General features: G+C 65.1%; 16 protein-coding genes. 7 read left to right on the forward strand and 9 right to left on the reverse strand.

What is annotated here, in order from left to right:
- Position 1 precedes the first annotated feature (1 nt).
- Positions 2-1,735 carry an ABC transporter permease gene (locus tag P7D22_RS05640; protein WP_319933237.1) on the reverse strand — a complete coding sequence of 578 codons (1,734 nt, stop codon included), beginning with the start codon at positions 1,733-1,735 and terminating at the stop codon, positions 2-4.
- Between the two features lie 379 nt (positions 1,736-2,114).
- Between P7D22_RS05640 and P7D22_RS05645 the strand changes: the two genes are divergently transcribed.
- The 3 genes from P7D22_RS05645 (at position 2,115) to hldE (ending at position 8,016) form a co-directional block, all read left to right on the forward strand.
- Complete coding sequence (locus P7D22_RS05645) at positions 2,115-3,251, forward strand: efflux RND transporter periplasmic adaptor subunit (RefSeq protein ID WP_319933238.1); 1,137 nt, start codon at positions 2,115-2,117, stop codon at positions 3,249-3,251.
- A 102-nt stretch (positions 3,252-3,353) separates the two neighbouring features.
- Positions 3,354-6,539, forward strand: a complete 3,186-nt coding sequence (locus tag P7D22_RS05650; protein WP_319933239.1) for an efflux RND transporter permease subunit — start codon at positions 3,354-3,356, stop codon at positions 6,537-6,539.
- A gap of 40 nt (positions 6,540-6,579) precedes the next feature.
- On the forward strand, positions 6,580-8,016 hold the full coding sequence (gene hldE / locus P7D22_RS05655) for a bifunctional D-glycero-beta-D-manno-heptose-7-phosphate kinase/D-glycero-beta-D-manno-heptose 1-phosphate adenylyltransferase HldE (RefSeq protein ID WP_319933240.1): 1,437 nt from the start codon (positions 6,580-6,582) through the stop codon (positions 8,014-8,016).
- 34 nt (positions 8,017-8,050) lie between these two features.
- On the opposite strand, the gene P7D22_RS05660 is transcribed toward hldE, so the two are convergent.
- Together P7D22_RS05660 and P7D22_RS05665 are read right to left on the reverse strand one after the other, a co-directional pair.
- Positions 8,051-10,222 carry an amylo-alpha-1,6-glucosidase gene (locus P7D22_RS05660; protein WP_319933241.1) on the reverse strand — a complete coding sequence of 724 codons (2,172 nt, stop codon included), beginning with the start codon at positions 10,220-10,222 and terminating at the stop codon, positions 8,051-8,053.
- 3 nt (positions 10,223-10,225) lie between these two features.
- Complete coding sequence (locus P7D22_RS05665) at positions 10,226-11,389, reverse strand: glycosyltransferase family 4 protein (RefSeq protein WP_319933242.1); 1,164 nt, start codon at positions 11,387-11,389, stop codon at positions 10,226-10,228.
- A gap of 166 nt (positions 11,390-11,555) precedes the next feature.
- Here P7D22_RS05665 and otsB point away from each other — a divergent pair, with 166 nt between their 5' ends.
- From otsB to dnaA, 4 genes are all read left to right on the forward strand, one after another.
- Positions 11,556-12,308 (forward strand): trehalose-phosphatase, encoded by a 753-nt coding sequence (gene otsB / locus P7D22_RS05670; protein ID WP_319933243.1) that lies wholly within the window; start codon positions 11,556-11,558, stop codon positions 12,306-12,308.
- 298 nt (positions 12,309-12,606) lie between these two features.
- The gene (locus P7D22_RS05675) at positions 12,607-14,022 is read left to right on the forward strand and encodes an alpha,alpha-trehalose-phosphate synthase (UDP-forming) (RefSeq protein ID WP_319933244.1); all 1,416 of its coding nucleotides are present in this window, start codon (positions 12,607-12,609) and stop codon (positions 14,020-14,022) included.
- 578 nt (positions 14,023-14,600) lie between these two features.
- Positions 14,601-15,035, forward strand: a complete 435-nt coding sequence (locus P7D22_RS05680) for a rhodanese-like domain-containing protein (RefSeq protein WP_319933245.1) — start codon at positions 14,601-14,603, stop codon at positions 15,033-15,035.
- A gap of 128 nt (positions 15,036-15,163) precedes the next feature.
- On the forward strand, positions 15,164-16,603 hold the full coding sequence (gene dnaA / locus P7D22_RS05685; RefSeq protein ID WP_319933266.1) for a chromosomal replication initiator protein DnaA: 1,440 nt from the start codon (positions 15,164-15,166) through the stop codon (positions 16,601-16,603).
- Positions 16,604-16,625: 22 nt separating this feature from the next.
- Here the strand turns inward: dnaA and P7D22_RS05690 are convergent, their stop codons facing one another.
- From P7D22_RS05690 to rpmH, 6 genes are all read right to left on the reverse strand, one after another.
- On the reverse strand, positions 16,626-17,399 hold the full coding sequence (locus P7D22_RS05690) for a pyrimidine 5'-nucleotidase (protein ID WP_442916032.1): 774 nt from the start codon (positions 17,397-17,399) through the stop codon (positions 16,626-16,628).
- Positions 17,400-17,416: 17 nt separating this feature from the next.
- Positions 17,417-18,307 carry an acetylglutamate kinase gene (argB, locus tag P7D22_RS05695; protein ID WP_319933247.1) on the reverse strand — a complete coding sequence of 297 codons (891 nt, stop codon included), beginning with the start codon at positions 18,305-18,307 and terminating at the stop codon, positions 17,417-17,419.
- A gap of 23 nt (positions 18,308-18,330) precedes the next feature.
- Complete coding sequence (gene yihA / locus P7D22_RS05700) at positions 18,331-18,984, reverse strand: ribosome biogenesis GTP-binding protein YihA/YsxC (protein ID WP_319933248.1); 654 nt, start codon at positions 18,982-18,984, stop codon at positions 18,331-18,333.
- Positions 18,981-20,783, reverse strand: a complete 1,803-nt coding sequence (gene yidC / locus P7D22_RS05705) for a membrane protein insertase YidC (RefSeq protein WP_319933249.1) — start codon at positions 20,781-20,783, stop codon at positions 18,981-18,983. The genes yihA and yidC overlap by 4 nt, the downstream gene beginning before the upstream one ends.
- Positions 20,784-20,845: 62 nt before the next feature.
- Entirely contained in the window at positions 20,846-21,256 is a 411-nt protein-coding gene (rnpA, locus tag P7D22_RS05710) for a ribonuclease P protein component (protein WP_319933250.1), read from the reverse strand.
- Between the two features lie 32 nt (positions 21,257-21,288).
- Positions 21,289-21,423, reverse strand: a complete 135-nt coding sequence (rpmH, locus tag P7D22_RS05715) for a 50S ribosomal protein L34 (RefSeq protein WP_319933251.1) — start codon at positions 21,421-21,423, stop codon at positions 21,289-21,291.
- Positions 21,424-21,500: the final 77 nt, after the last annotated feature.

Below are 21,500 nucleotides of genomic sequence, written 5' to 3' on the forward strand. Positions count from 1 at the left end.
CTCAGTTGATGCGCAGGCGGCGTTCCGCGAAGCCGAACAGCGGCCGCCACAGGAGCCGGTTGAACAGGATCACGAAGACCGACATGACCGCGACGCCGAGCACGATGCGCGGAAAGTCGCCGGCATCCGTCGCCTGGGCGATATAGGCGCCGATGCCGTGCGCCGCGACCTTGTCGTCGCCCCACTTGACGTATTCCGCCACGATGGCGGCGTTCCACGAGCCACCCGAGGCCGTCAGAGCGCCGGTGACGTAATACGGAAAGATGCCCGGCAGGATGACGTTGCGCCACCAGGCCCAGCCACGGATGCGGAAGTTGGCAGCAGCCTCCTTCAGGTCGTTCGGATAGGCGGTGGCACCGGCGATGACGTTGAAGACGATGTACCATTGCGTGCCGAAGATCACCAGGAACGACAGCCAGATGTCGGCATCGAGGTGGAACCGCAGGATGCCGATCACCGCGATGGGAAACAGCACGTTGGCCGGAAAGGCGGCGAGGAACTGAGCCAGCGGCTGCACCTTCTCGGCCAGTTTGGGGCGCAACCCCACCCAGACGCCGATCGGCACCCAGAACACCGTCGCCAGTGCCAGCAGCACGACCACGCGCAACATCGTCAGCAGCGTCAGACCGCAGGCGGCGGCCAGGTCATGCCACGTCAGGGTGGCGGCCACGAACTCCACGATCTCGTACAGGCAATACAGCGTCAGGGCGCCGACCAGCATGAACCAGGCGATGTCGACGAGGCGCGACAGGATCGGGGAGGCCATGCGGTTGCCGCCGAAGCTCGGCAGGTCGATGCGCAGGCTGGTGAACCACTCGAAGGCTTCGCGCAGTGGGTCGGTGATGCGGCGCAGCCAGGCGGTGCGCTGGTACAAGACCAGCACCCAGGGCGTGTCGCCCTTCTGGGATGCCGACAGCTCGACCTTGAACTTGTCCGCAAAGGCCACCAGCGGGCGGAAGATCAATTGATCGTAGAGCACGATGACGACCAGCACGGCCAGGACGGCCGCCAGCACGCAGTCGATGCGACGCTGGTCGATCGCCACCGCCAGATAGGACCCGATGCCTGGCAGCTTGATGGTGGTGTCGCCGACCGAGATGGCCTCCGACGCCACCACGAAGAACCAGCCGCCCGACATCGACATCATGGCGTTCCACATCAGCCCCGGAACCGCGAAGGGAGCTTCGAGCTGCCAGAACCGCTGCCATGCGGACAACCGGAAACTTTCCGTCACCTCGTTCAAGTCGCGCGGCACCGTGCGCAGCGACTGATAGAACGAGAACGCCATGTTCCAGGCCTGGCTCGTGAAGATGGCGAAGATCGCGGCGCATTCGGCCCCGAGCTGGCTGCCGGGGAACAGGCCCAGGAAGAACGTCACCGTGAAGCTCAGGAAGCCGAGGATCGGCACCGACTGCAACACGTCGAGCAGCGGGATCAACACCATCTCGGCCCGCCGGCTCTTGGCCGCCACGGTCGCGTACGTCAGCGTGAACAGGAGCGAGGCCGCCATCGCGGCGAACATCCGCAGCGTGGTGCGCAACGCGTAATAGGGCAGCGCCCAATAGCTGAGGTCGATCGGATGGGCGGTGGCGACCGGCAAAGGCGCCAGCATGCCCTGCGATCCATGCACCACGAGCACGAACAGCCCGAAGATCAGCGACAGCGCGATGATGTCCCATTGGTTCGGCAGGCCGCGTCGTCCGATGGACGCGAAGGTCACGAATTTGGTCGCCATGGAACTCCGGCGCGCGATGGGACGAGGGGACAAACGGCGGGGAGCGGCGACGTTCGAGCTGGGCCGCGGCTACGAATGTTCCATTTCCATGACATTCGCAAGACGGCGATGCCGGACGGGCCTGGGGCGCCGCAGCGCAGACAGCAGCGCAGGCCGGAGGCACGCAGCCATGCGGTGAGCCATGTTGACCCGAACTCCCGTCTCGGTCAAAACATCGGCGGCGTCGGTCCACGACCGGTGCGCCATGACGTCGTCTGGATGATGCCGACAGTCTGGTGGTGGCCTCGAGCCATCGACCGGGCACGGTGCCAGGCTGCTTCTGCCCGTGCGACGCGACACGGTACGACGAGGCTTCTTGCCGGCCTCAAGGACAAGAGTGATGGTTTTTCGTCGATTGATCGCGCTTGGGGTCGCTTTGGCGCAACCGGCGCTCGGACTGTCGCCAGCCCTGGCCCAAGCCCAGCAGGCCCCGCCCGCCGTCACGGTGGCGAAGCCGGTGGTCAAGCAGGTGATCGAACACGATGACTACACGGGGCGCTTCAACGCCGTCGACTTTGTCGAGGTGCGGGCCCGGGTGACGGGTTATCTGACCAAGATCAATTTCCAGGACGGTGCCTTCGTGAAGAAGGGGGACGTGCTCTTCGTCATCGACCAGCGCCCCTATAAGGCGACCCTCGACCAGTCGCGTGCCGCGGAGACGTCGGCCCAGGCGCGCGTTTCGTTCTCGCAGACCGACCTGCAACGCGCCCAGGATCTGACCCGGTCGGGCAACATCACCGAGCAAGCCACCGATCAGCGCCGGCAGACGGCCCAGACCGCCCAGGCGGATCTCGATAGCGCCAAGGCCGCCGTCACGCAGGCGGAGCTCAACCTCGACTTCACCGAGGTGAGAGCACCGGTGGCAGGAAAGATCAGCCAGCGGCTCGTCACCGAAGGCAACATCGTGGTGGCCGACCAGACGGAGCTGACCACCATCGTGTCGCTCGACCCGATCTACTTTTCCTTCACGGTGGATGAGCGGTCGTTCCTCGAATACGAGAAGGACCTCGGGATTGGCCTCGGCCGAACGCTGGCGGATGCGCCACCGGAGGTGCTGGTGGCCCTGACGGGCGAAGACAAGCCGACCCACAAGGGCGTCCTCGACTTCGTCGACAACAGCGTCGACAACGCCACCGGAACCGTGCTGCTGCGCGCCACGATGGAAAATCACGACCTGCTCATCAAGCCAGGGCTGTTCGGCGTCATCAGCATGCCGGCCTCGAAGCCCTACCAGGGCATCCTGATCCCTGACGAGGCGGTCGCGGCCAACCAGGACAAGCGCATCGTCTATGTGGTGGGCGCCGACAACGTCGTGCAACCGCGCGACGTGCGGATCGGCGGCAAGATCGACGGCTACCGCATCGTGCGGACCGGCCTCGACGGCAGCGAGACGCTGGTGATCAACGGCCTGACCCGGGTGCGCCCGGGCGTCAAGGTCGCGCCGGACCTGAAGGTTTTGCCGCAAAGCCGCAGCTGACGGCGCGCCGCCCGCCTCGCGGGCGGCTCAGATCGCACGACGCCGGACCCTCCGGCGTCCTCCCGCCCTGCCGGACCCTCTTGGCCGGCATCGGAGATCCTGATGCGTTTCGCCCATTTCTTTGTCGACCGGCCGATCTTCGCGTCCGTCACGTCCATCGTGCTGCTGATCCTCGGCTACGTCGCCTACATCACGCTGCCGGTCGCCCAATATCCCGACATCGTCCCGCCGACCGTCGTGGTGCGGGCCTCCTACCCGGGCGCCAATGCCGAGACCGTAGCGGCCACGCTCGCGACGCCGATCGAGCAGGAGATCAACGGCGTCGACAACATGCTCTACATGTCGTCGTTGTCGACCAACGACGGCAACATGCAGCTGACCGTCACGTTCAAGCTCGGCACCAACCTCGATATCGCCAACGTGCTGGTGCAGAATCGCCTGTCGGTGGCCCAGCCGCGCCTCCCGGCCGACGTGCGCAACCTCGGCGTCACAGTGCGCAAGTCCTCGCCCGACCTGATGATGGTCGTGCACATGCTGTCGCCCGACAACAGCTACGACCAGAACTACCTGTCGAACTACATTTACCTGAACATCCGCGACGAGCTGCTGCGCCTCGACGGCGTCGGCGACATCACCATCTTCGGCGGCAACGAATATGCGCTGCGTGTGTGGATGGACCCGGACAAGCTCGCCGCCTACGGCCTTTCGACCACGGATGTGACGGGCGCGCTCGAGGAACAGAACGTGCAGGTGGCCTCGGGTGCGCTCGGGTCGCCGCCCTCGCCCAAGGATACGGCATTCCAGCTGGTGGTGCAGACGCAAGGGCGCTTCAAGGACATCAACGAATTCAAGCGCGTCGTCGTGAAGACGTCGAACGGCCGCCTGGTGCGGATCGAGGATATCGCCCGGGTGGAGCTCGGACAAAAGGACTACGTCACCCAGTCGTTCCTCAATGCACAGCCGGCCGTCGGCATCGGCGTGTTCCAGCGCCCAGGCACCAATGCCCTCGACGCTGCCGACCAGGTGCAGGCCGTGATGAAGCGGCTGGCCAAGAACTTTCCCAAGGGGGTCGAATTCAAAATCGCCTATAATCCGACCGAGTTCATCGGCGAGTCGGTGCACGAGGTCTATAAGACGCTCTACGAGGCCCTGATCCTCGTCATCATCGTGGTGATCGTGTTCCTGCAGAGCTGGCGCACCGCCGTGATCCCGGTTGTGGCGATCCCGGTGTCGCTGATCGGCACCTTCGCGGTGATGAAGGTGCTCGGCTTCTCGCTCAACAATCTGACGCTGTTCGGCCTCGTGCTGGCCATCGGCATCGTGGTGGACGACGCCATCGTGGTTGTGGAGAACGTCGAGCGCAACATCGCCGAAGGCATGACGCCCGGCGAGGCCGCCCATAAGACCATGGACGAGGTCGGCGGCGCCGTGGTGGCGATCGCCTTGGTGCTCACCGCGGTGTTCGTGCCGACGGCCTTCATCCCCGGCATATCGGGGCAGTTCTATCGGCAGTTCGCGCTGACGATCGCGGCCTCCACCATCATTTCGATGATCAATTCGCTGACGTTGTCACCGGCCCTCTGCAAGCTTCTGCTGAAGCCGCACCGGGAAGATCACGGCCACAAGCGTTTCTTTCTGGCGCGCTTCGGCTCGTGGCTCGCAGAAAAGTTCAACAACGGCTTCGATCGGACCGCGCATGGGTATTCGCGCGTCGTGCGAGGCCTGACGGGCGGTGTGATCGGCCTCGGCGCCATGCTGATCGTTTATGCAGGCGTCATCGCGGCTGTGCTCTACCTCGGCAAGACGACGCCGACCGGCTTCATTCCGCTGCAGGATCAGGGCTACCTCATCGTGGTGGTGCAGCTGCCATCCGGCGCGGGGCTCGAGCGGACCACCGCGGTGGTGCGCGAAGCGGCACGGCGGGCCGGCGAGGTCGACGGCGTCGCCAATGCGGTCATCATCTCGGGCTTCGACGGCGCCACCTTCACCAACACCACGAACGGCGCCGTGATGTTCCTGACGCTGAAGCCCTTCGCGGACCGCACCAAGGCGCACCGCCCGGCCAATGCCATCCTGGCCGACGTGCTGAAGAAGACGGCTCCGATCCAGGAAGCCCGCATCATCGCCATTCCGCCGCCGCCCGTCCGCGGCCTCGGCAACGGTGGCGGCTTCAAGTTGCAGCTGCAGAATCAGCAGAGCTCGGACATCAACGCGTTGCTGGAAACGGCCGGCACCATCATCGGCCAGGCCAATCGGAGCCCGAGTCTCAGCCGGGTGTTCACGACCTTCGGTAGCGACACGCCGCAGCTGTTCCTCGACATCGATCGCACCAAGGCGCAGATGCTGAACGTGCCGCTGTCCAACGTGTTCTCGACCCTTCAGGTCAATCTCGGCGGCTCATACGTCAACGACTTCAACCTGTTCGGCCGCATCTATCAGGTGCGCGTGCAATCCGATGCGCCGTGGCGGCAGGAGCCCGACGACATCGCCCGGCTGAAGGTCCGCTCCTCGACCGGGGCGCTGGTGCCGATGGGATCGCTGGCCAACATCCGCACCATCGCGGGGCCCCAGATCGTGCAGCGCTACAACCTGTATTATTCCGTGCCGATCCAGGGTGACGCCGCCGCCGGCGTGTCGACCGGACAGGCGCTCGATGCCATGCAGGACATCACCACCAAGGCGTTGCCGGACGGCATGGCCTATGCCTGGACCGACATCGCCTATCAGGAGCGGGCCGCCGGCAATACGGCCATCTACGTGTTCGGGCTCGGCATCGTGCTGGTGTTCCTGGTGCTGGCCGCGCAATACGAATCCTGGGCGCTGCCACTGTCGATCCTGCTCGTGGTGCCGACCGGCGTCGCGGCCGCGCTCGCCGGCGTACAGCTGCGCGGCTTCGACAACAACATCCTGACCCAGATCGGCCTGATCGTGTTGATCGGCCTTGCGGCCAAGAACGCCATCCTGATCGTCGAATTCGCGCATCAGCTCGAAGGCCAGGATGGGCGGGGGCCCGTGGATGCCGCCGTCGAAGCCTGCCGCCTGCGGCTCCGGCCGATCCTGATGACGGCCTTCGCCTTCATCCTCGGCGTGGTGCCGCTCGCTTTGGCGACGGGACCGGGTGCCGAGATGCGCCAGGCGCTCGGCACCGCGGTGATGTTCGGCATGATCGGGGCGACCGCCTTCGGCCTGTTCCTCACGCCGGTGTTCTATGTTGTGATCCGCCGCATCCAGATCGCGACGGGCCGGCTGTTCCGGCGCGCCGCCCCGCCGCCGGCCGCGACCGCATGACATCCTCCGCCGAACAAACCATCTTGGTCGTGACGCCCCCATGCTGACCTTCGCGGGCCGCGGCACGGTGCTGGTGGTCGGCGACGTGATGCTCGACCGCTACATCCACGGCCATGCCGGCCGTTTGTCGCCCGAGGCGCCGGTCCCCGTGCTGGCCTGGGATCGGCAGCAGGACGTGCCGGGAGGTGCCGCCAATGTGGCGGCTAACATTGCGGCGCTCGGCGGCAGCGTGCGCTTGCTCGGCGTCACCGGCGCCGATGCGACGGCCGCCGATCTCGCCGCCGTGCTGGCAGGCTGGAGCGAAACACTGATGTCCGCCCTGGTGGCCGACCCGGCACGGCCGACCACGCTGAAGACGCGCTTCGTCAGCCACGGGCAGCAACTGCTCCGCCTCGACCGGGAAGATGCGCGCGACCTCGACGCGACCGCGCAGACCATGCTGCTCGATCGCTTCGAGGCGCTGCAGCCAGGGTCAGGCGTCGTGGTGTTGTCCGATTATCGCAAGGGCACGCTCACGCCCGACATCATCGGTGCGGTCGTGGCACGAAGCATCGCTCAAGGCTGCCCGGTGATCGTCGATCCGAAGCGGCCGGACTGGACACCCTATCGCGGCGCCACGCTGATCACGCCGAACCGCTCCGAACTCGAACAGGCCACCGGCCTTCCCTGCAACAGCGACACCGAGGTGGAAGCGGCGGCGCGCTACGCCATGGCGGCCACAGGCGCCGCCATCCTGGTGACGCGTTCGGAACGCGGCATGAGCCTGGTGGCACCGGATCGGCCCGTCTTGCACGTTCCGGCGCAGGCGCGTGAAGTCTTCGACGTGTCGGGTGCGGGCGATACCGTGGTGGCGGTGCTGGCCGCCAGTCTCGCGGCCGGGCTCGACCTCGGGGAGGCCGTCAGCCTCGCCAATGTGGCCGCAGGGCTGGTGGTGACGAAGCACGGCACCGCGACCCTGAGCATCGGCGAACTCACGCAGGCGCTGCGGGCCGAGCCGACTGCGGCCAGCGAAGCGATCAGCCGCGCCGAAGCCGTCCGGTTGCGTGCGGTCTGGCGCCAGCAAGGCCATCGGGTCGGGTTCACCAACGGCTGCTTCGACATTCTCCATCCGGGCCACGTCAGGTTGCTCCGCGAGGCCGCGTCGCGCTGTGACCGGCTGGTGGTCGGGCTCAACACGGATGCGTCGGTGCGTCGGCTGAAGGGCCCGACCCGTCCGGTTCAGGGCCAGGATGCCCGGACCACCGTGATGGCGGCGCTCGGTTGCGTCGACGCGGTGGTGCTGTTCGATGAGGATACGCCCTACGAGCTGATCCGTGCGCTCGAGCCCGACCTGCTGGTGAAGGGTGCGGACTACCGCGAGGATCAGGTGGTCGGCGCCGATTTCGTCAAGCAGCGCGGTGGCAGCGTCGCATTGATCGACCTCGTCGACGACCAGTCGACGAGTGCCATCGTGGCCCGCTCGCGCCCGAACGGCTGACGCGCCTCGCTGTCGCGAAACGCGTCCCATCGGATCAGGACAGGTTCATCGACACCTGGATGCTGCCGACGCTGCGGATGACCCGCAGCGCCACATGCTCGCCGACGCGCCTCAGGGTGACATCCACCTGGGCTTCGGCAAACCCAAGGTTGCAAATGGTCAATTCATCCAAGGAGCTTGGCAGCTTCGGATTGTTGAAATGAATGGACCGCGTCACCGGATCGAATTCGAGCCCCAGCATCGCCTGCAGCAGCATGAACGGGGTGCCGGCCGCCCAGGCCTGCGGCGAGCAGGCAACGGGATAAAGGGTCGGCGCCGCACCGCGCCGACGGCGGAAGCCGCAGAACAGTTCCGGCAGGCGACGCAGGTCCATATAGGTCGCCGTGGCAAACAAGCCCTCGAACACCCGCTCGACATGGTCGAGCAGGCCATACCGGGCCATGCCAAGCGCAATCAAGCTGTTGTCGTGCGGCCAGATGGAGCCGTTGTGATACGACATCGGATTGTAGCGCGGCTCGCCGATCGGCACGGTCCGGATACCGAATCCGGAAAAGAAGTTCGGCGCCACAAGGCCGTCGGCCACGATGCGGGCCCGGCCGGGCCGTGCGATGCCGCTCCACAATACCTGGCCGGCATTGGAGGTGCGCACCCGGCACGGCTGCTTCCGGCCATCGAGCGCCACCGCATAGGTGCCGATCTCCTCGCACCAGAATTGCTGTTCGAAGGCGTCGGCCAGGGCGGCAGCCTGCCGATCGAGCTCGATCGCCTGCTCGTGCATGCCGAGCCGGGACGCACAAAGCGCCGCCATCCGCTTGGCCGCATAGGCATAGCCCTGCACCTCGACCAGTGCGATCGGCCCCTCGGCCAGCGTGCCGTCGGCATGGAACACGGAATCGAAGGAATCTTTCCAGCCCTGGTTCTGCAGGCCGGCGTCGGTGGCCCGAAAATATTCCAGAAATCCGTCGCCGTCGCGATCACCCGACTCGTCCATCCAGAGCAAGGCGCGCGTGATGGCAGGCCAGAGTTGGCGGATGGCGTCTTCGTCCCCGGTGCGCTGCAGATATTGTCCGGCCAGCACGATGAACAACGGGGTGGCGTCAATGGTGCCGTAATAAAGCCCGAACGGCACCTCGCGGAGCGCCGCCATTTCGCCGCCGCGCATTTCATGCAGCACCTTGCCGGGTTCCGCATCCGAAGGGCCATCGAAAGCATCGGCCTGGTAATGCGCCAACCGCTGCAGCACGCCCTTGGCGACCCGCGGGTCGATCCACAGCATCTGCATGGCCGTGATGATACCGTCCCGGCCAAAGGTCGTCGAATACCAGGGCGTTCCCGCATAGGGGTAAGGCCCCTGGGCCGTCTGGGTGATCAGCATCGCGAGATCGGCCGACGAGCGATCCATCACCTCGTTGAAGATGTCGTTCGAGGTTTCGACCGTGACGATATCGCGGGTCGCGGCTTTTTCGGCCCGATTGGCCTTCATGAAGCCCTTGAAGAAGGTCTCCGGCTGCGGCTGGTCGAGGCCATGGCACTCGGTGGACAGAAACAAGGTAGTCGATCCGCCACCCTCGAGCTGCAACTGATAGGTCGCCTCATGCGCGGCGAGGCGATCGGGCGTCGGCTCAAAAGCCAGAATCGTGCTGCGTGGCGTCGTATCGAGCCCCGCATAGGCGACGCGCACGCGCGGCCCCTCGACGGTCGGCGGCGCCACGGTGCCACGCCGTTCGCGCTTCATGCCACGCGCCTCGAACAGGTCGAGGAAGTCGCAGTCGAACGTCAGCGAAATGCTGAACGCCACAGGGGCGCCGCCGTAGTTGCTGACATGAATGCGCTGGTGCGCCACGTCACCCCATAGATATAGGGTCCGCACGATGTGGATCGTGTCGCGCGACAAGGCGATCTGACCGGCCTGATAAATGTCGGCATTCGTCAGATCGACCGACAACGAGATATTGTCGTCGCGGATGCGCGACCCGAGCAGCAACGGCTGCGTGCCGTTGATCAGTAGCTCAAGGCGCGACAGAAAACGCGTGTCGTTGTTGAACAGGCCATCGGGGCCGCCCGGCGAAGCGCCGACGTCGCCGTGGCTGTCGCAAACCGCAAAGGTGTTCCCCTGCTTCAAGGTGTGACGTGGCCGCGAAGACGGCCCCGTCGCCTGAATGTAGAAGGCACCCTGCTCGGATGCCCCATTGGCCTGATCAAGCATGGTTCAGCTAACCCGCGGCTTTGTCTCGCCGGTGAGGAGCGTCCGTCCGGTCGACAAATCCGACAACGGCATGATCGAGGAGATCGACCGTTCCGCCTCGATCCGCCCCCGCTCGCCCGCATGGGCGCCTTCGCCCATATCGATCTGCTTCTGGTACAGCTTCACGTAATCGCGGGCCATGCGGGCTGCCGTGAACCGCTCGTCGAAGCGCGCCCGGACCGCCCGACGATCGAGCGCCAGCACGGACGGCAAGGCTGCGACCGCCTCCTCCATCGATCCGACGATGCGACCGGTGATACCGTCGTCGATGACTTCGGGCACCGAGCCGTGGTTGAAGGCCAGCACCGGGGTGCCGCAGGCCATGGCCTCGATCATTACCAAGCCAAAGGGCTCCGGCCAATCGATCGGGAACAACAGGGCCCTGGCGTTGCCGAGGAACTTGGTCTTGCCGCGCTCATCCACCTCGCCGACGAATTCGACGTCGCTGCCTTCATTGAGAAGCGGCTTGATGATCTGGTCGAAATATTCCGTATCGACCTTGTCGACCTTGGCCGCGATCTTCAGCGGCATGCCGACGGAACGAGCCAGCTTGATGGCACGGTCGGGACGCTTCTCGGGAGAGATGCGGCCGAGAAACGCCAGATAGCCGCCATCAGCCGGGTTCAAGTTCGCCTGATGCAGATTGGCGGGAAGCCCGTGCAGAACCGTGCCGGCGAAGTTGGCGTCCGGAACCGGCAACCGCTGCGAGTCCGAAATTGATACGAGGGGCATCTTCGGAAAGGCGCGATAGAAGGGATAGAGATCGGGCATGTCCTGCCGACCATGCAGGGTGGTCATCGTCTTGTGCTCCATGCCGCGGAACAGCGGAAACTGGAACATGTCGATGTGGAAATGCACGATATCGAAGGCGCGCGACAGGCGGGATACCCGATCCACCATCATGGTGTAATAGGGCATATACTCCTTCATCGTTTCCGAGAGGCGGATCGCCTCCGTGGTGCAGGGCACAAGGGTTGCGCCGGTCACGCTGTCGCCGCTGGCGAAAAGCGTCACATCATGGCCCTGGGCCACCAGTTCCTCGGTCAGCCAGGAAACGATGCGTTCCGTGCCGCCGTACAACCTAGGCGGGACGCTTTCCATCAAAGGGGCGATCTGCGCGATCTTCATACTGAACTCCGAACGATGCGGCACAAGGCTAGCAGGAAAAAAACGTGCGGTGTTCTGACTTGTTCCAGCTTTGGATGACAATCGCTTGAGCTGAGCCTTGCCGACACCGCGTTCAGGCCTAGGTTTCCGGCGCCACATGATGCGTCTCATCCAGACAGGTTTGTTCTTGCTTCCGAAAATCCCCGTCGAACCCGTCGCCTTGTTTCTGGATGTCGACGGCACCCTGCTGGATATTGCGGCCGTACCGGATGGCGTCCGGGTGCCACCAGAGCTCAACCTCGCCCTGTCGAGCCTCGACAAGAAGCTCGATGGCGCGATCGCTCTGGTCAGTGGGCGGTCGATTGCGGACCTCGATGCGATCTTCGCCCCGCTGCGCCTTGCCACAAGCGGGGTGCACGGCGCCGAGATGCGATTTTATCCGACCGAGCCGGTCGAAGCCGCATCGACGTTTCGCCTCGCACCGACGCTCATCGCAGCGTTGCAGGCCACCGCTGGGCGCCACCCGGGCACCCTCGTGGAGGATAAGGGCTTCTCGGTCGCGATCCACTACAGGGCGGCGCCGGCGCTCGGAGCGGTGTTGCGACACGAGATCGAGGCGCTGCTGCACGAGCCGGACGCGGAGGGGTGCCGCATCCTCCCGGGCCACATGGTGTTCGAGGTCAAGCACGCCGGTTTCGACAAGGGCACCGCGGTCGATCGCTTCATGAGCCGTGCCCCGTTCGAGGGGCGGCGCCCGATCTTCGTCGGCGACGACGTGACCGATCTGCCGGGCTTCGACCGGGCGATCGCCCATGGCGGCCTTGCCTATTCGGTGACCACGGCGCGGGATGGCACGTCCGGCCATTTCGCCGACCCTGAGGCGGTCCGAACATGGCTTTCCAGCCTGTCGCAAAGCTTGGCCAAACCCCTGCCATCCTAAGGGCCGTGTTGACAGCCAGGGGGCGAATCAGGGCCTAAGCCACCAGGATGACAGACAGCGAGCTGAAGCAGGAACGCGCATTTGCCGTCCTTGGGGATCGGATGACCGCCGGTGGGCCAAAGGCTCGCGTCGGCGTTCCCGGTCCGGTTCACGGGTGCTCCATCGGGAACGAGCCCCCAGGTCCGTCGGCTCGAGGCGATACGATCCCGTCGAAGAAAGGCGCGGCGTCTTCCGGGCGTCTGGTCTATAACCTGATGCCGGCCGCAACGCGGCGGTCACGAGAGCGAAAGGACGCCCCTTGTCTCGACTTGTGATCGTTTCGAACCGCGTAACCGTACCGGAGCCCGGCAAGCCGCCGCCACCCGGTGGCCTGGCGGTCGCCGTCAAGGCCGCCTTCAAGGACCGCCCAGGCGTGTGGTTCGGCTGGAGCGGCAAGATCGATGACAACCCGAACACCGAACCGGCCGTCGTCGAGCGGGACGGGATCACCTATGTGGTGACCGACCTCGCCTCGGCCGACCACCAGGAATATTACAACGGCTTCGCCAACCGGGTGCTGTGGCCGATCCTGCATTACCGCGTCGATCTGGCGGAGTTCAGCCGCTCGGACTTGTCGGGATACCTCAGGGTCAACGGGCTCTTCGCCGATAAGCTGTCGAAGATCCTGCAGCCCGACGACCTCGTCTGGGTGCACGATTACCACCTGATCCCCCTGGCGCGGGAGCTTCGCTCGCGCGGCCACCAGAACCCGCTCGGCTTCTTCCTGCACATCCCCTGCCCGCCGCCGGACCTGCTCTTCACCATCCCGCGCCAGGAGCAGAGCCTCGGCGTGATGAGCCATTACGACCTGATCGGGTTTCAGACCGACAACGATCGCGACAATTATGCGCGCTACCTGCAGATCTCGGGCGCCCACATGGCACGCGACGGAAGCTCCTACCAGCACGACGGGCGCGTCACCCGCATCGGCACCTTTCCGGTCGGCATAGAAACGGCCGACTATGCCGCCGAAGCCGAGACGGCGACCAAATCGGAGTTCCTGCGCGAGCTGCGGGACTCGTTGTCCGGGCGGCAGATGTTCATCGGCGTGGATCGCCTGGATTATTCGAAGGGCATCGTCCACCGGATCGAGGGCTTCGATCATTTCTTGGAAACCGAGCCGACGTGGCGCAACCGCGTGGTGTTTTTGCAGGTGACCCCGAAAAGCCGGGCCGAGATCCCGGAATATGGGGATATGAGCCGCGCCGTGAACGAGCTGGTTGGCGACGTCAACGGCCGCTTCGGCGAAGCCGCCTGGACGCCGATCCGCTACATCAACCGATCCTACGGGCGATCGGATCTGGCGGGTGTGTTCCGGGAGGCCGCCGCCGCACTCGTGACGCCGCTCCGCGACGGCATGAACCTTGTGGCCAAGGAATATGTCGCGGCACAGGATAAGGAAGACCCAGGGGTGCTCATCCTGTCGCAGTTCGCCGGAGCCGCAGCAGAACTCGACGGCGCCGTCATGGTCAATCCGCACGAAACGGAAGGCATGGCGGCTGCCATGAAGACCGCCCTGATGATGCCGCGCGACGAACGCAAAAGCCGTCATACGGCCATGTTCGCCCGCATCGAGAAGCACGACATCGCCCACTGGGTCGAAAGCTTCCTCGGGCGCTTGGCCGAGTCGAAGAAGCCGCCCTTCATGGCGCAGATCCGGTCGCTGTTCAGCTGAACGGCGTGGCGGCCCGGCGTCACTGGACCGTCATTTTGCCGCAACATGGATTTTATATCCGCCCGGTTCGGGCCCGCGCAGGAAATGCGCTGCGGATTCATGCGTTTATCGGCAAAAGGCCAAAACCGGAAGTTTGTCAGCACCTTGACTCTCGCAAACCGGCCTTTGGCGCTCCGGTTCAGACACCGAGTCGCAGGCCGATCTGCGACGCCATGACTCGGCCGAATCAGCGCCGCATTTCACGCACTTAGCCATTCTGACGGGTTCGCCACCGAAACCTGGGCATAACGCCTCCATCCGCGCCGATCCGAATCTTGCGCTGAGTCGGTTGCAGAGTCTTGGAGCCCTGTGTAACGTCTAAGGGTCGACAGTCAGTCGCAAGCGTGTCGATTTCACAGATATATTTTTGTTGTTAGCGTTGGCCTCCAAGTAGTTCTGGAGCAATAACGTTTTCTGTATCGGCTTATATTAGTAATTGTGTCTGAATACCCGGACTTATTGACGGCCAGACCTGTTCCGGCGGTTTCTTTAACGCTCTTCGACTATCGGTGATCGAGCGGAATGACGAGGCAGGCGCTATGACAACGAATTATGCAGGCGACGTGTCGCCCGAAGAGGCCTTCAAGCTGCTGCAGTCTGAGCCGAACGCGGTGCTGATCGACGTCAGGACGCAGCCCGAGTGGCAGTTCGTCGGCATCCCCGACCTGTCCGCCTTCGGCCGGGACCCTGTGCTCCTCGAATGGCAATCCTATCCGACCATGCAGGTGAACACCGGTTTCGTTCGCATGCTCGAAGACGCCTTGAAGCAGGACAACCTGCCCGCCGATGCGCCCTTGCTGTTTCTTTGCCGGTCGGGCGCCAGAAGCCAAGCGGCAGCCGCCACGATGGCGGCCGCCGGACATTCGCGCTGCTACAATGTTTCGGGTGGATTCGAGGGTCCGCCGGACAGCGATCACCACCGAGGCTCGGTGGCGGGGTGGAAGGCGTTGCGGCTGCCGTGGGCGCAGAATTGACCGACCCGCTGTCCGCTCTTCTCCGACCCATCGATAGGCCCATGACCGCTCGCCAGATCACGCGCCCGGACGCTTCCTTTCGCGGACCGGCCGACGCCGGAACCCTGCAGGCTCCCGCCGCTCCCTCCATGGCGGAAGGCTGGGCCGATGCCTGCCGCCGTCTTCGCGCCAGCGTCGGCGATGCCGTCTACAATGCTTGGTTCGCTCGCCTGGAACTCATCAGCATCGTCGATGGGCGGGCCAACCTGTCGGTCCCCACCACGTTTCTGAAGACCTGGATCCAGTCGCATTATCTCGACCGACTGCTCGGCGTCCTGACGGCCGAGTTCCCCGAGGTGACGCATCTCGCCATTGCGCTGCGGTCGGCGAGCCGTGCCGCGGCGGCGCCTCGCGCTGTAGCCGATGAAGCCCGTACCTCGGGCAGCGAGCGCGAAGACGTCCTGCGAGCGACCGACGTCGCCGTGCAGGACAACCGCAAGGCGCCCCGCCCTGCCGACAAGGACGCCGCCACGCCGGCCGATGGGCTCGGCGGTTCGCCGCTCGACCGCCGCTTGAGCTTCTCGACCTTCCTGGTGGGCCGATCGAACCAATTGGCCCAGGTGGCGGCCCAGCGGGTCGCCGAAGCCAAGGCCGGTGAGCCGCTGCTGTATTCGCCGCTCTACATCCATGCGGCCGTAGGCCTGGGCAAGACCCACCTGCTGCAGGCAACCGCCCAGGCCGTGACGGATTCGGGCCGGCGGGTGATCTATCTCACGGCCGAGAAGTTCATGTATGGCTTCGTGGCATCGCTGAAGGCCCAGACCGCCATCGCGTTCAAGGAGCGCCTGCGGGCCATCGACGTGCTGATCATCGACGACGTGCAGTTCCTGCAGGGCAAGTCGATTCAGACGGAGTTCTGCCACACCCTGAATGCGCTGATCGACGACGGCCGGCAGGTGGTGATCGCGGCCGACAGGCCGCCGGGCGAACTCGAGGCGCTCGAAGAGCGGGTGCGTTCACGCCTAGCGGGCGGGCTCTGCGTCGAGATCGAGTCGCTCGACGAGGCCTTGCGCCAGCGCATCGTCGAAGCACGCGTCGCGGTGGCCCAGGTGATCCAGCCGGGCTTCGAGCTCAGCCCCACCGTGATGGCCTATGTGGCGAGCGTCATCACCACCAACGGTCGCGACCTCGACGGGGCCGTCAATCGGTTGATGGCCCATGCGACCCTGTCGGCCCGGCCCCATACGGTCGAAACGGCAGAAACCGCCATCCGGGATCTGATCCGCACGCGCGAACCGAAGCGCGTCAAGATCGAGGACATCCAGAAGCTGGTGGCCAGCCACTACAACGTCAGCCGCGCCGACATTCTGTCGTCCCGTCGCACCGCGACCGTGGTGCGGCCGCGCCAGATCGCCATGTATCTCTCCAAAGCCCTGACGCCGCGCTCGCTTCCCGAGATCGGCCGTCGCTTCGGGGGGCGCGACCACACAACCGTGCTGCATGCGGTGCGCAAGATCGAGAACCTGTGCGCGGCCGAAACGACGCTGGCCGAGGAGCTCGAGCTGTTCAAGCGCCTGTTGCAGGATTGAGGCGTCAATGACGGACGGCCGTTCAGGCCGTCCGGTCGTTCTCGGCCACGTCGCTAAAGCGCGCAAGGGTGACCGCCCTCAGGAAGCCGGCGAGATCGTCGGTGACGAAGTCCACATGGGGCGCGCCGATCCCTTCGGCCTCCCAGCGTTCCCGATGGTCACGGCCGCGTGGCGACACCAGCACGGTCCGCATACCCAGCGCGTGCGGCACTACGAGGTTGCGGGCGAGATCCTCGACCATCACGGCCCGGACCGGATCGACCGCATGGCGAGCCAGGAACCGGTCGTAGACGGCCGCTTCGGGTTTCGGCACCAGCTCGGCCGCCACGATATCGAAGATGTCCTCGAAGACGTCCGGGAAGCCAAGCTGCTCCGTGGTGCGCATCGCATGATCGCGCGAACCGTTGGTGAAGATCAGCTTGCGCCCGGGCAGCGCCGTCAGGGCGCGACCGAGCTCCGGGTTCGGGGCCAAGCCTGTCCGGTCGATGTCGTGCACGAAATCGAGGAACACATCGGCCGATCCCGCCTGCTCCTCCATCAAACCGCGCAGCGTCGTGCCGTAGCGCTGGTAGTAATATTTCTGTAGAGCTCGAGCCGACAGGCCGTCGAGGCCGAACAGGTTGGCCAGATAAAGAGTGATGCGGATGTCTACGGCCGGCCAGATGGTGCTGCCGGCCGGGTACAGCGTGTTGTCGAGGTCGAACACCCATGTGTCCACCCCGGCGAAGCTGGCGCCAAGTCGCGTCAGCTCGGTCTCGGTCGGCACGGCGGCGACGGATCCGAGTAGCGCCCCCATGGTGGTCGGCGACGGACTCACCGCGTGATCAGCGTGCCGGCACCATGGTCGGTCAGCAGTTCCACCAGCACCGCATGCGGCATCTTACCGTCCAGGATGACGACGCCCTCGACACCCTGCTCCAGCGCATAGATGCAGGTCTCGACCTTGGGGATCATCCCGCCCGTGATGGTGCCGTCCGCGATGAGGCCGCGGATCTGATCCACCCTGAGCTCCTTGATGAGCTGCTTGTTTTTGTCGAGCACGCCCGGCACGTCGGTGAGAAACAACAACCGCTTGGCCCCGAGCGCCCCCGCGATGGCACCCGCAAAGGTGTCGGCGTTGACGTTGTAGGTTTCACCGTCGGCTCCCTGGGCGACGGGCGCCAGAACCGGGATGAGGTCGCGGCCGAGCACCTGGTCGAGCACGGTGGTGTCCACCTTGGCGGGCTCGCCCACGAAGCCGAGGTCGACCTCGGGCTCGCCGTCGATCGATTCGGCGCGGCGCTCCAGCTTGGCGGCCGTCACCATATTGCCGTCCTTGCCGCAGAGCCCGATCGCGTGCCCACCCTCGGCATTGATGAAGCCGACAATCTGCTTGTTGATGGAGCCGCATAGCACCATCTCGACGATCTCGACCGTCGCCTTGTCGGTCACCCGAAGGCCGCCGGAAAACTGCGACGCGATGCCGAGCTTCTTCAGCATGGCGCCGATCTGCGGGCCGCCGCCATGCACCACCACCGGGTTCACGCCCGATTGCTCCAACAAAACCATGTCGCGCGCGAACTCTCGGGCGACGGTCTCGTCCCCCATGGCATGGCCGCCATATTTCACCACGACCGTCGCCTCGTCGTAGCGCAGCATGTGGGGCAGCGCCTGCATCAGGGTTTCGGCCTGTTGCTGGGCAGTGGCGATCGTCGATCCGCTCATGGCCTGCGCTCCCGTGGTGTCCGTTACGCCGTCGTACCGCGCTCGCGCATCAACTGCACGATACCGCCACGCATCTCAGCAATGCCCATGGACTCCGCGGCCGAGGTCAGCGTCACGGTCGGGAAGGCGGCTGGATGCCGCTTCAGATCGGCCCCGACCTGCGTCACCACGGCGTCGCGTCCCGCCGCCTTGACGGCGTCGCCCTTGGTCAGCACCACCGCGAACGAGATGGCGGAACGGTCGAACACGTCCATCGTTTCATGGTCGATCGGCTTCAGGCCATGCCGGGCATCGATCAGCAGAAACACGCGCAACAAGGTCGCCCGGCCGCGCAGAAAATCTTGCTGAAGCTTGGTCCAGTGGATGACCTTCTCCTTGCCGACCGCCGCATAGCCATAGCCCGGCATGTCGACGAGTTGCAGCTTGCCGCCGAGGGAGAAGAAGTTCAGCTGCTGGGTGCGGCCCGGCGTGATCGAGGTTCGGGCCAGCGCCTTGCGGCCCGTCAACGCGTTGACGAGGGACGATTTGCCGACGTTGGAACGCCCCGCAAAGGCGATCTCGGGCAAGCTCATGGGCGGCAGGGCGGCCGCATTATCGGCGCCCCACAAAAAATCGCAGGGTTGGGCGAACAGTTTTCGCCCGACCTCGATGTCGTCCGCCGTAACAGCCTCGGTCACGCGGGCTTCTTGCGGAACAGGCCGCCAAGGTTGTCCCACAGCTCGATCTTGGCGCCGGCCCGCTTCGCGATCAGCAACTGCTGCAACACGGTCAGCAGGTTGTTCCAGCTGTAATAGATCACGAGACCCGACGGGAAGGCAGACAGGGTGTAGGTGAAGATCACCGGCATCCAGTTGAACATGGTCTTCTGCACGGGGTCCGGCGGCTCCGGCTGCATCTTCATCTGCAAGAACATCGTGAAGCCCATGATGATCGGCCAAGCCCCGATCGCCAGGATATGGGGCGGCGTGAACGGGATCAGGCCGAACAGATTGAAGATGCTCGTGGGGTCGGGCGCCGACAGATCCCTGATCCAGCCGAAGAACGGGGCCTGACGCATCTCGATGGTGATGAAGATCACCTTGTAGAGCGAGAAGAAGATCGGGATCTGGATCAGCATCGGCAAGCAGCCCGAGACCGGATTGATCTTCTCGGACTTATAGAGCTCCATCGTGGCCTGCTGCTGCTTGGCCCGATCGTCGGGAAAGCGCTCCTTGATGGCCGCCATCTGCGGCTGCACCTTCTTCATCTTCGCCATCGACATGTAGGATTTGTTGGCGAGCGGGAAGAAGATGCCCTTCAGCAGGATCGTCGTGATCAGGATGGCGATGCCGAAGTTGCCCGTCAGCTTGAAGAAATAGTCGATGACGCTGAACAGAGGCTTGGTGATGAAATAGAACCAGCCCCAGTCGATCAGCAGGTCGAACTTCTTAATACCGAGATTGGACTGGTATGCGTTGATGGTGTTGACCTCCTTGGCGCCGGCGAAGACGCGGGACGTCACGGTGCCGATGGCGCCGGGAGCCACGGTCTTGGCATCGTCCAGGATGTCGGTCTGGTAGTTCTTGGGCTCATCCTGGCCCGTCACCGAGAACCGGCCCTTGTAGGGCTGGGACTGGTCGGGCACGACGGCGGCCGCCCAATATTTGTCCGTGAACCCGATCCAGCCGCCGGTGCCGTCCATCAGCTTGGTGCCGTTCGCCTCCTTGGCGATGGCGTCGTACTTGATCTCCTGCACGCCGCTGTCGCCCACGACGCCGATCAGTCCCTCGTGCAGCACCGCATAGCCGGAGGTGACCGGCTTGCCGTGCCGCGACACGAGCCCGTAGGGGAACAGCGTCACGGGCGCAGCGGTCTTGTTCTCGACGCTGTCGGCCACCGTGAACATGTATTTGTCATCGACCGCCAACGTGCGGCGGAACACCAGACCCTGGCCGTTGTCGTAGGTTAGGGTCACGGGCTCTGCCGGCGTCAGCTTCGCCTTGTCGGCCGTCCAGACCGTGTTGGCATTCGGCATCGGTGTCGTAGCGCCCGGCTGACCCACGAATCCCGTTTCGACATAGAAAGGGTGCGGCGAGCCGGACGGCGACAACAGGTCGATGATCGGGCTGTCGGGTGCGACGGTCTCGCGGTAATCCTTCAGCGACACGTCGTCGATGCGGCCGCCTTTGAGGTTGATCGAGCCCGCGAGGCTCGGCGTCTCGAGCGCCACGCGCGGGCTGTCCTTCAGCACATCCTGGCGGCTGCGGTCGACGGCGGCCGTGGTGGCGACACCCGCCGGCGTGGTGGCGGCGCCCGAGGGGGCGATCGGGTTGACGGTGGTGCCGGGCGGTTGCGCCCCATTGGCCGCCACCTGGGCCTGCTGAGCCGCTTCACGCGGCTGATGCAGCTTCGGCAGGCCGTAAAAGAAATTCCAGCCGACGATGAACAAGATCGACAGGGCGATGGCCAGATACAGGTTCTTGTTATCGTCGGTCATTCATACACTGCGAGATGGGGTCACGGCCGCGAAGCGACCGTTAGGGCAGGCAGATGGCGCAATCACGGCCGGGTCCGGTTGCGGTCGTTGGTCCGACCGCCGCCCGGTTTTGCATGGGCCTTGGCGGCCGTCAGGCGAAATCCCGTGCCGATGTCGGAAAAGGCTGCATCGAGCAGCGGACGCCGCGCCACCACGACATAATCATGGCCGGGCTGGAAGCTGATCCCGCCGTCGCGCCGCAGCACGTCACGCAACCGGCGCTTGATCCGATTGCGCTCGACGGCATTGCCGACCTTCTTGGTCACCGTCAGGCCGACGCGCGACGCCGCCGGTTCCGCCTGAAGACGTGCCTGGATCGTGAACAAGGCCGAGTGGCTTTTGCGCCCCCCGGCCACATGCAAGAACTCGCTCCGCTTCTTCAAGCGCAGCGGCGGCTCGCGGGACGGACCATCGGACGAGCCGGCATGATCCATAGCCGGCCGTCCCCCGCCGCGCGCGGCTCGACTTAGGCCGACAGGCGCTTGCGGCCGCGGGCGCGCCGTGCCGCCACGACGCGGCGGCCACCCACGGTGGCCATACGGGCGCGGAAACCATGGCGGCGCTTGCGCACGATCTTGCTGGGTTGGAAGGTGCGCTTCACGTGTCTGCTCCGGTTCCGCCGGCCGCATCCGATGCGGCCACTCGATCTTCATGCCTTGTGGCAACGGACGAGCCGGC

Source organism: Lichenihabitans sp. Uapishka_5 (genome assembly GCF_033947565.1).
Taxonomy (GTDB): Bacteria; Pseudomonadota; Alphaproteobacteria; order Rhizobiales; family Beijerinckiaceae; genus Lichenihabitans.

Bases quoted from the DNA above. Each gene is read 5' to 3' on its own strand.
- P7D22_RS05640 (WP_319933237.1), bottom strand. From the start codon at position 1,735: ATGGCGACCAAATTCGTGACCTTCGCGTCCATCGGACGACGCGGCCTG.
- P7D22_RS05645 (WP_319933238.1), top strand. From the start codon at position 2,115: ATGGTTTTTCGTCGATTGATCGCGCTTGGGGTCGCTTTGGCGCAACCG.
- P7D22_RS05650 (WP_319933239.1), top strand. From the start codon at position 3,354: ATGCGTTTCGCCCATTTCTTTGTCGACCGGCCGATCTTCGCGTCCGTC.
- hldE (WP_319933240.1), top strand. From the start codon at position 6,580: ATGCTGACCTTCGCGGGCCGCGGCACGGTGCTGGTGGTCGGCGACGTG.
- P7D22_RS05660 (WP_319933241.1), bottom strand. From the start codon at position 10,222: ATGCTTGATCAGGCCAATGGGGCATCCGAGCAGGGTGCCTTCTACATT.
- P7D22_RS05665 (WP_319933242.1), bottom strand. From the start codon at position 11,389: ATGAAGATCGCGCAGATCGCCCCTTTGATGGAAAGCGTCCCGCCTAGG.
- P7D22_RS05680 (WP_319933245.1), top strand. From the start codon at position 14,601: ATGACAACGAATTATGCAGGCGACGTGTCGCCCGAAGAGGCCTTCAAG.
- dnaA (WP_319933266.1), top strand. From the start codon at position 15,164: ATGGCGGAAGGCTGGGCCGATGCCTGCCGCCGTCTTCGCGCCAGCGTC.
- P7D22_RS05690 (WP_442916032.1), bottom strand. From the start codon at position 17,399: ATGGGGGCGCTACTCGGATCCGTCGCCGCCGTGCCGACCGAGACCGAG.
- argB (WP_319933247.1), bottom strand. From the start codon at position 18,307: ATGAGCGGATCGACGATCGCCACTGCCCAGCAACAGGCCGAAACCCTG.
- yidC (WP_319933249.1), bottom strand. From the start codon at position 20,783: ATGACCGACGATAACAAGAACCTGTATCTGGCCATCGCCCTGTCGATC.
- rnpA (WP_319933250.1), bottom strand. From the start codon at position 21,256: ATGGATCATGCCGGCTCGTCCGATGGTCCGTCCCGCGAGCCGCCGCTG.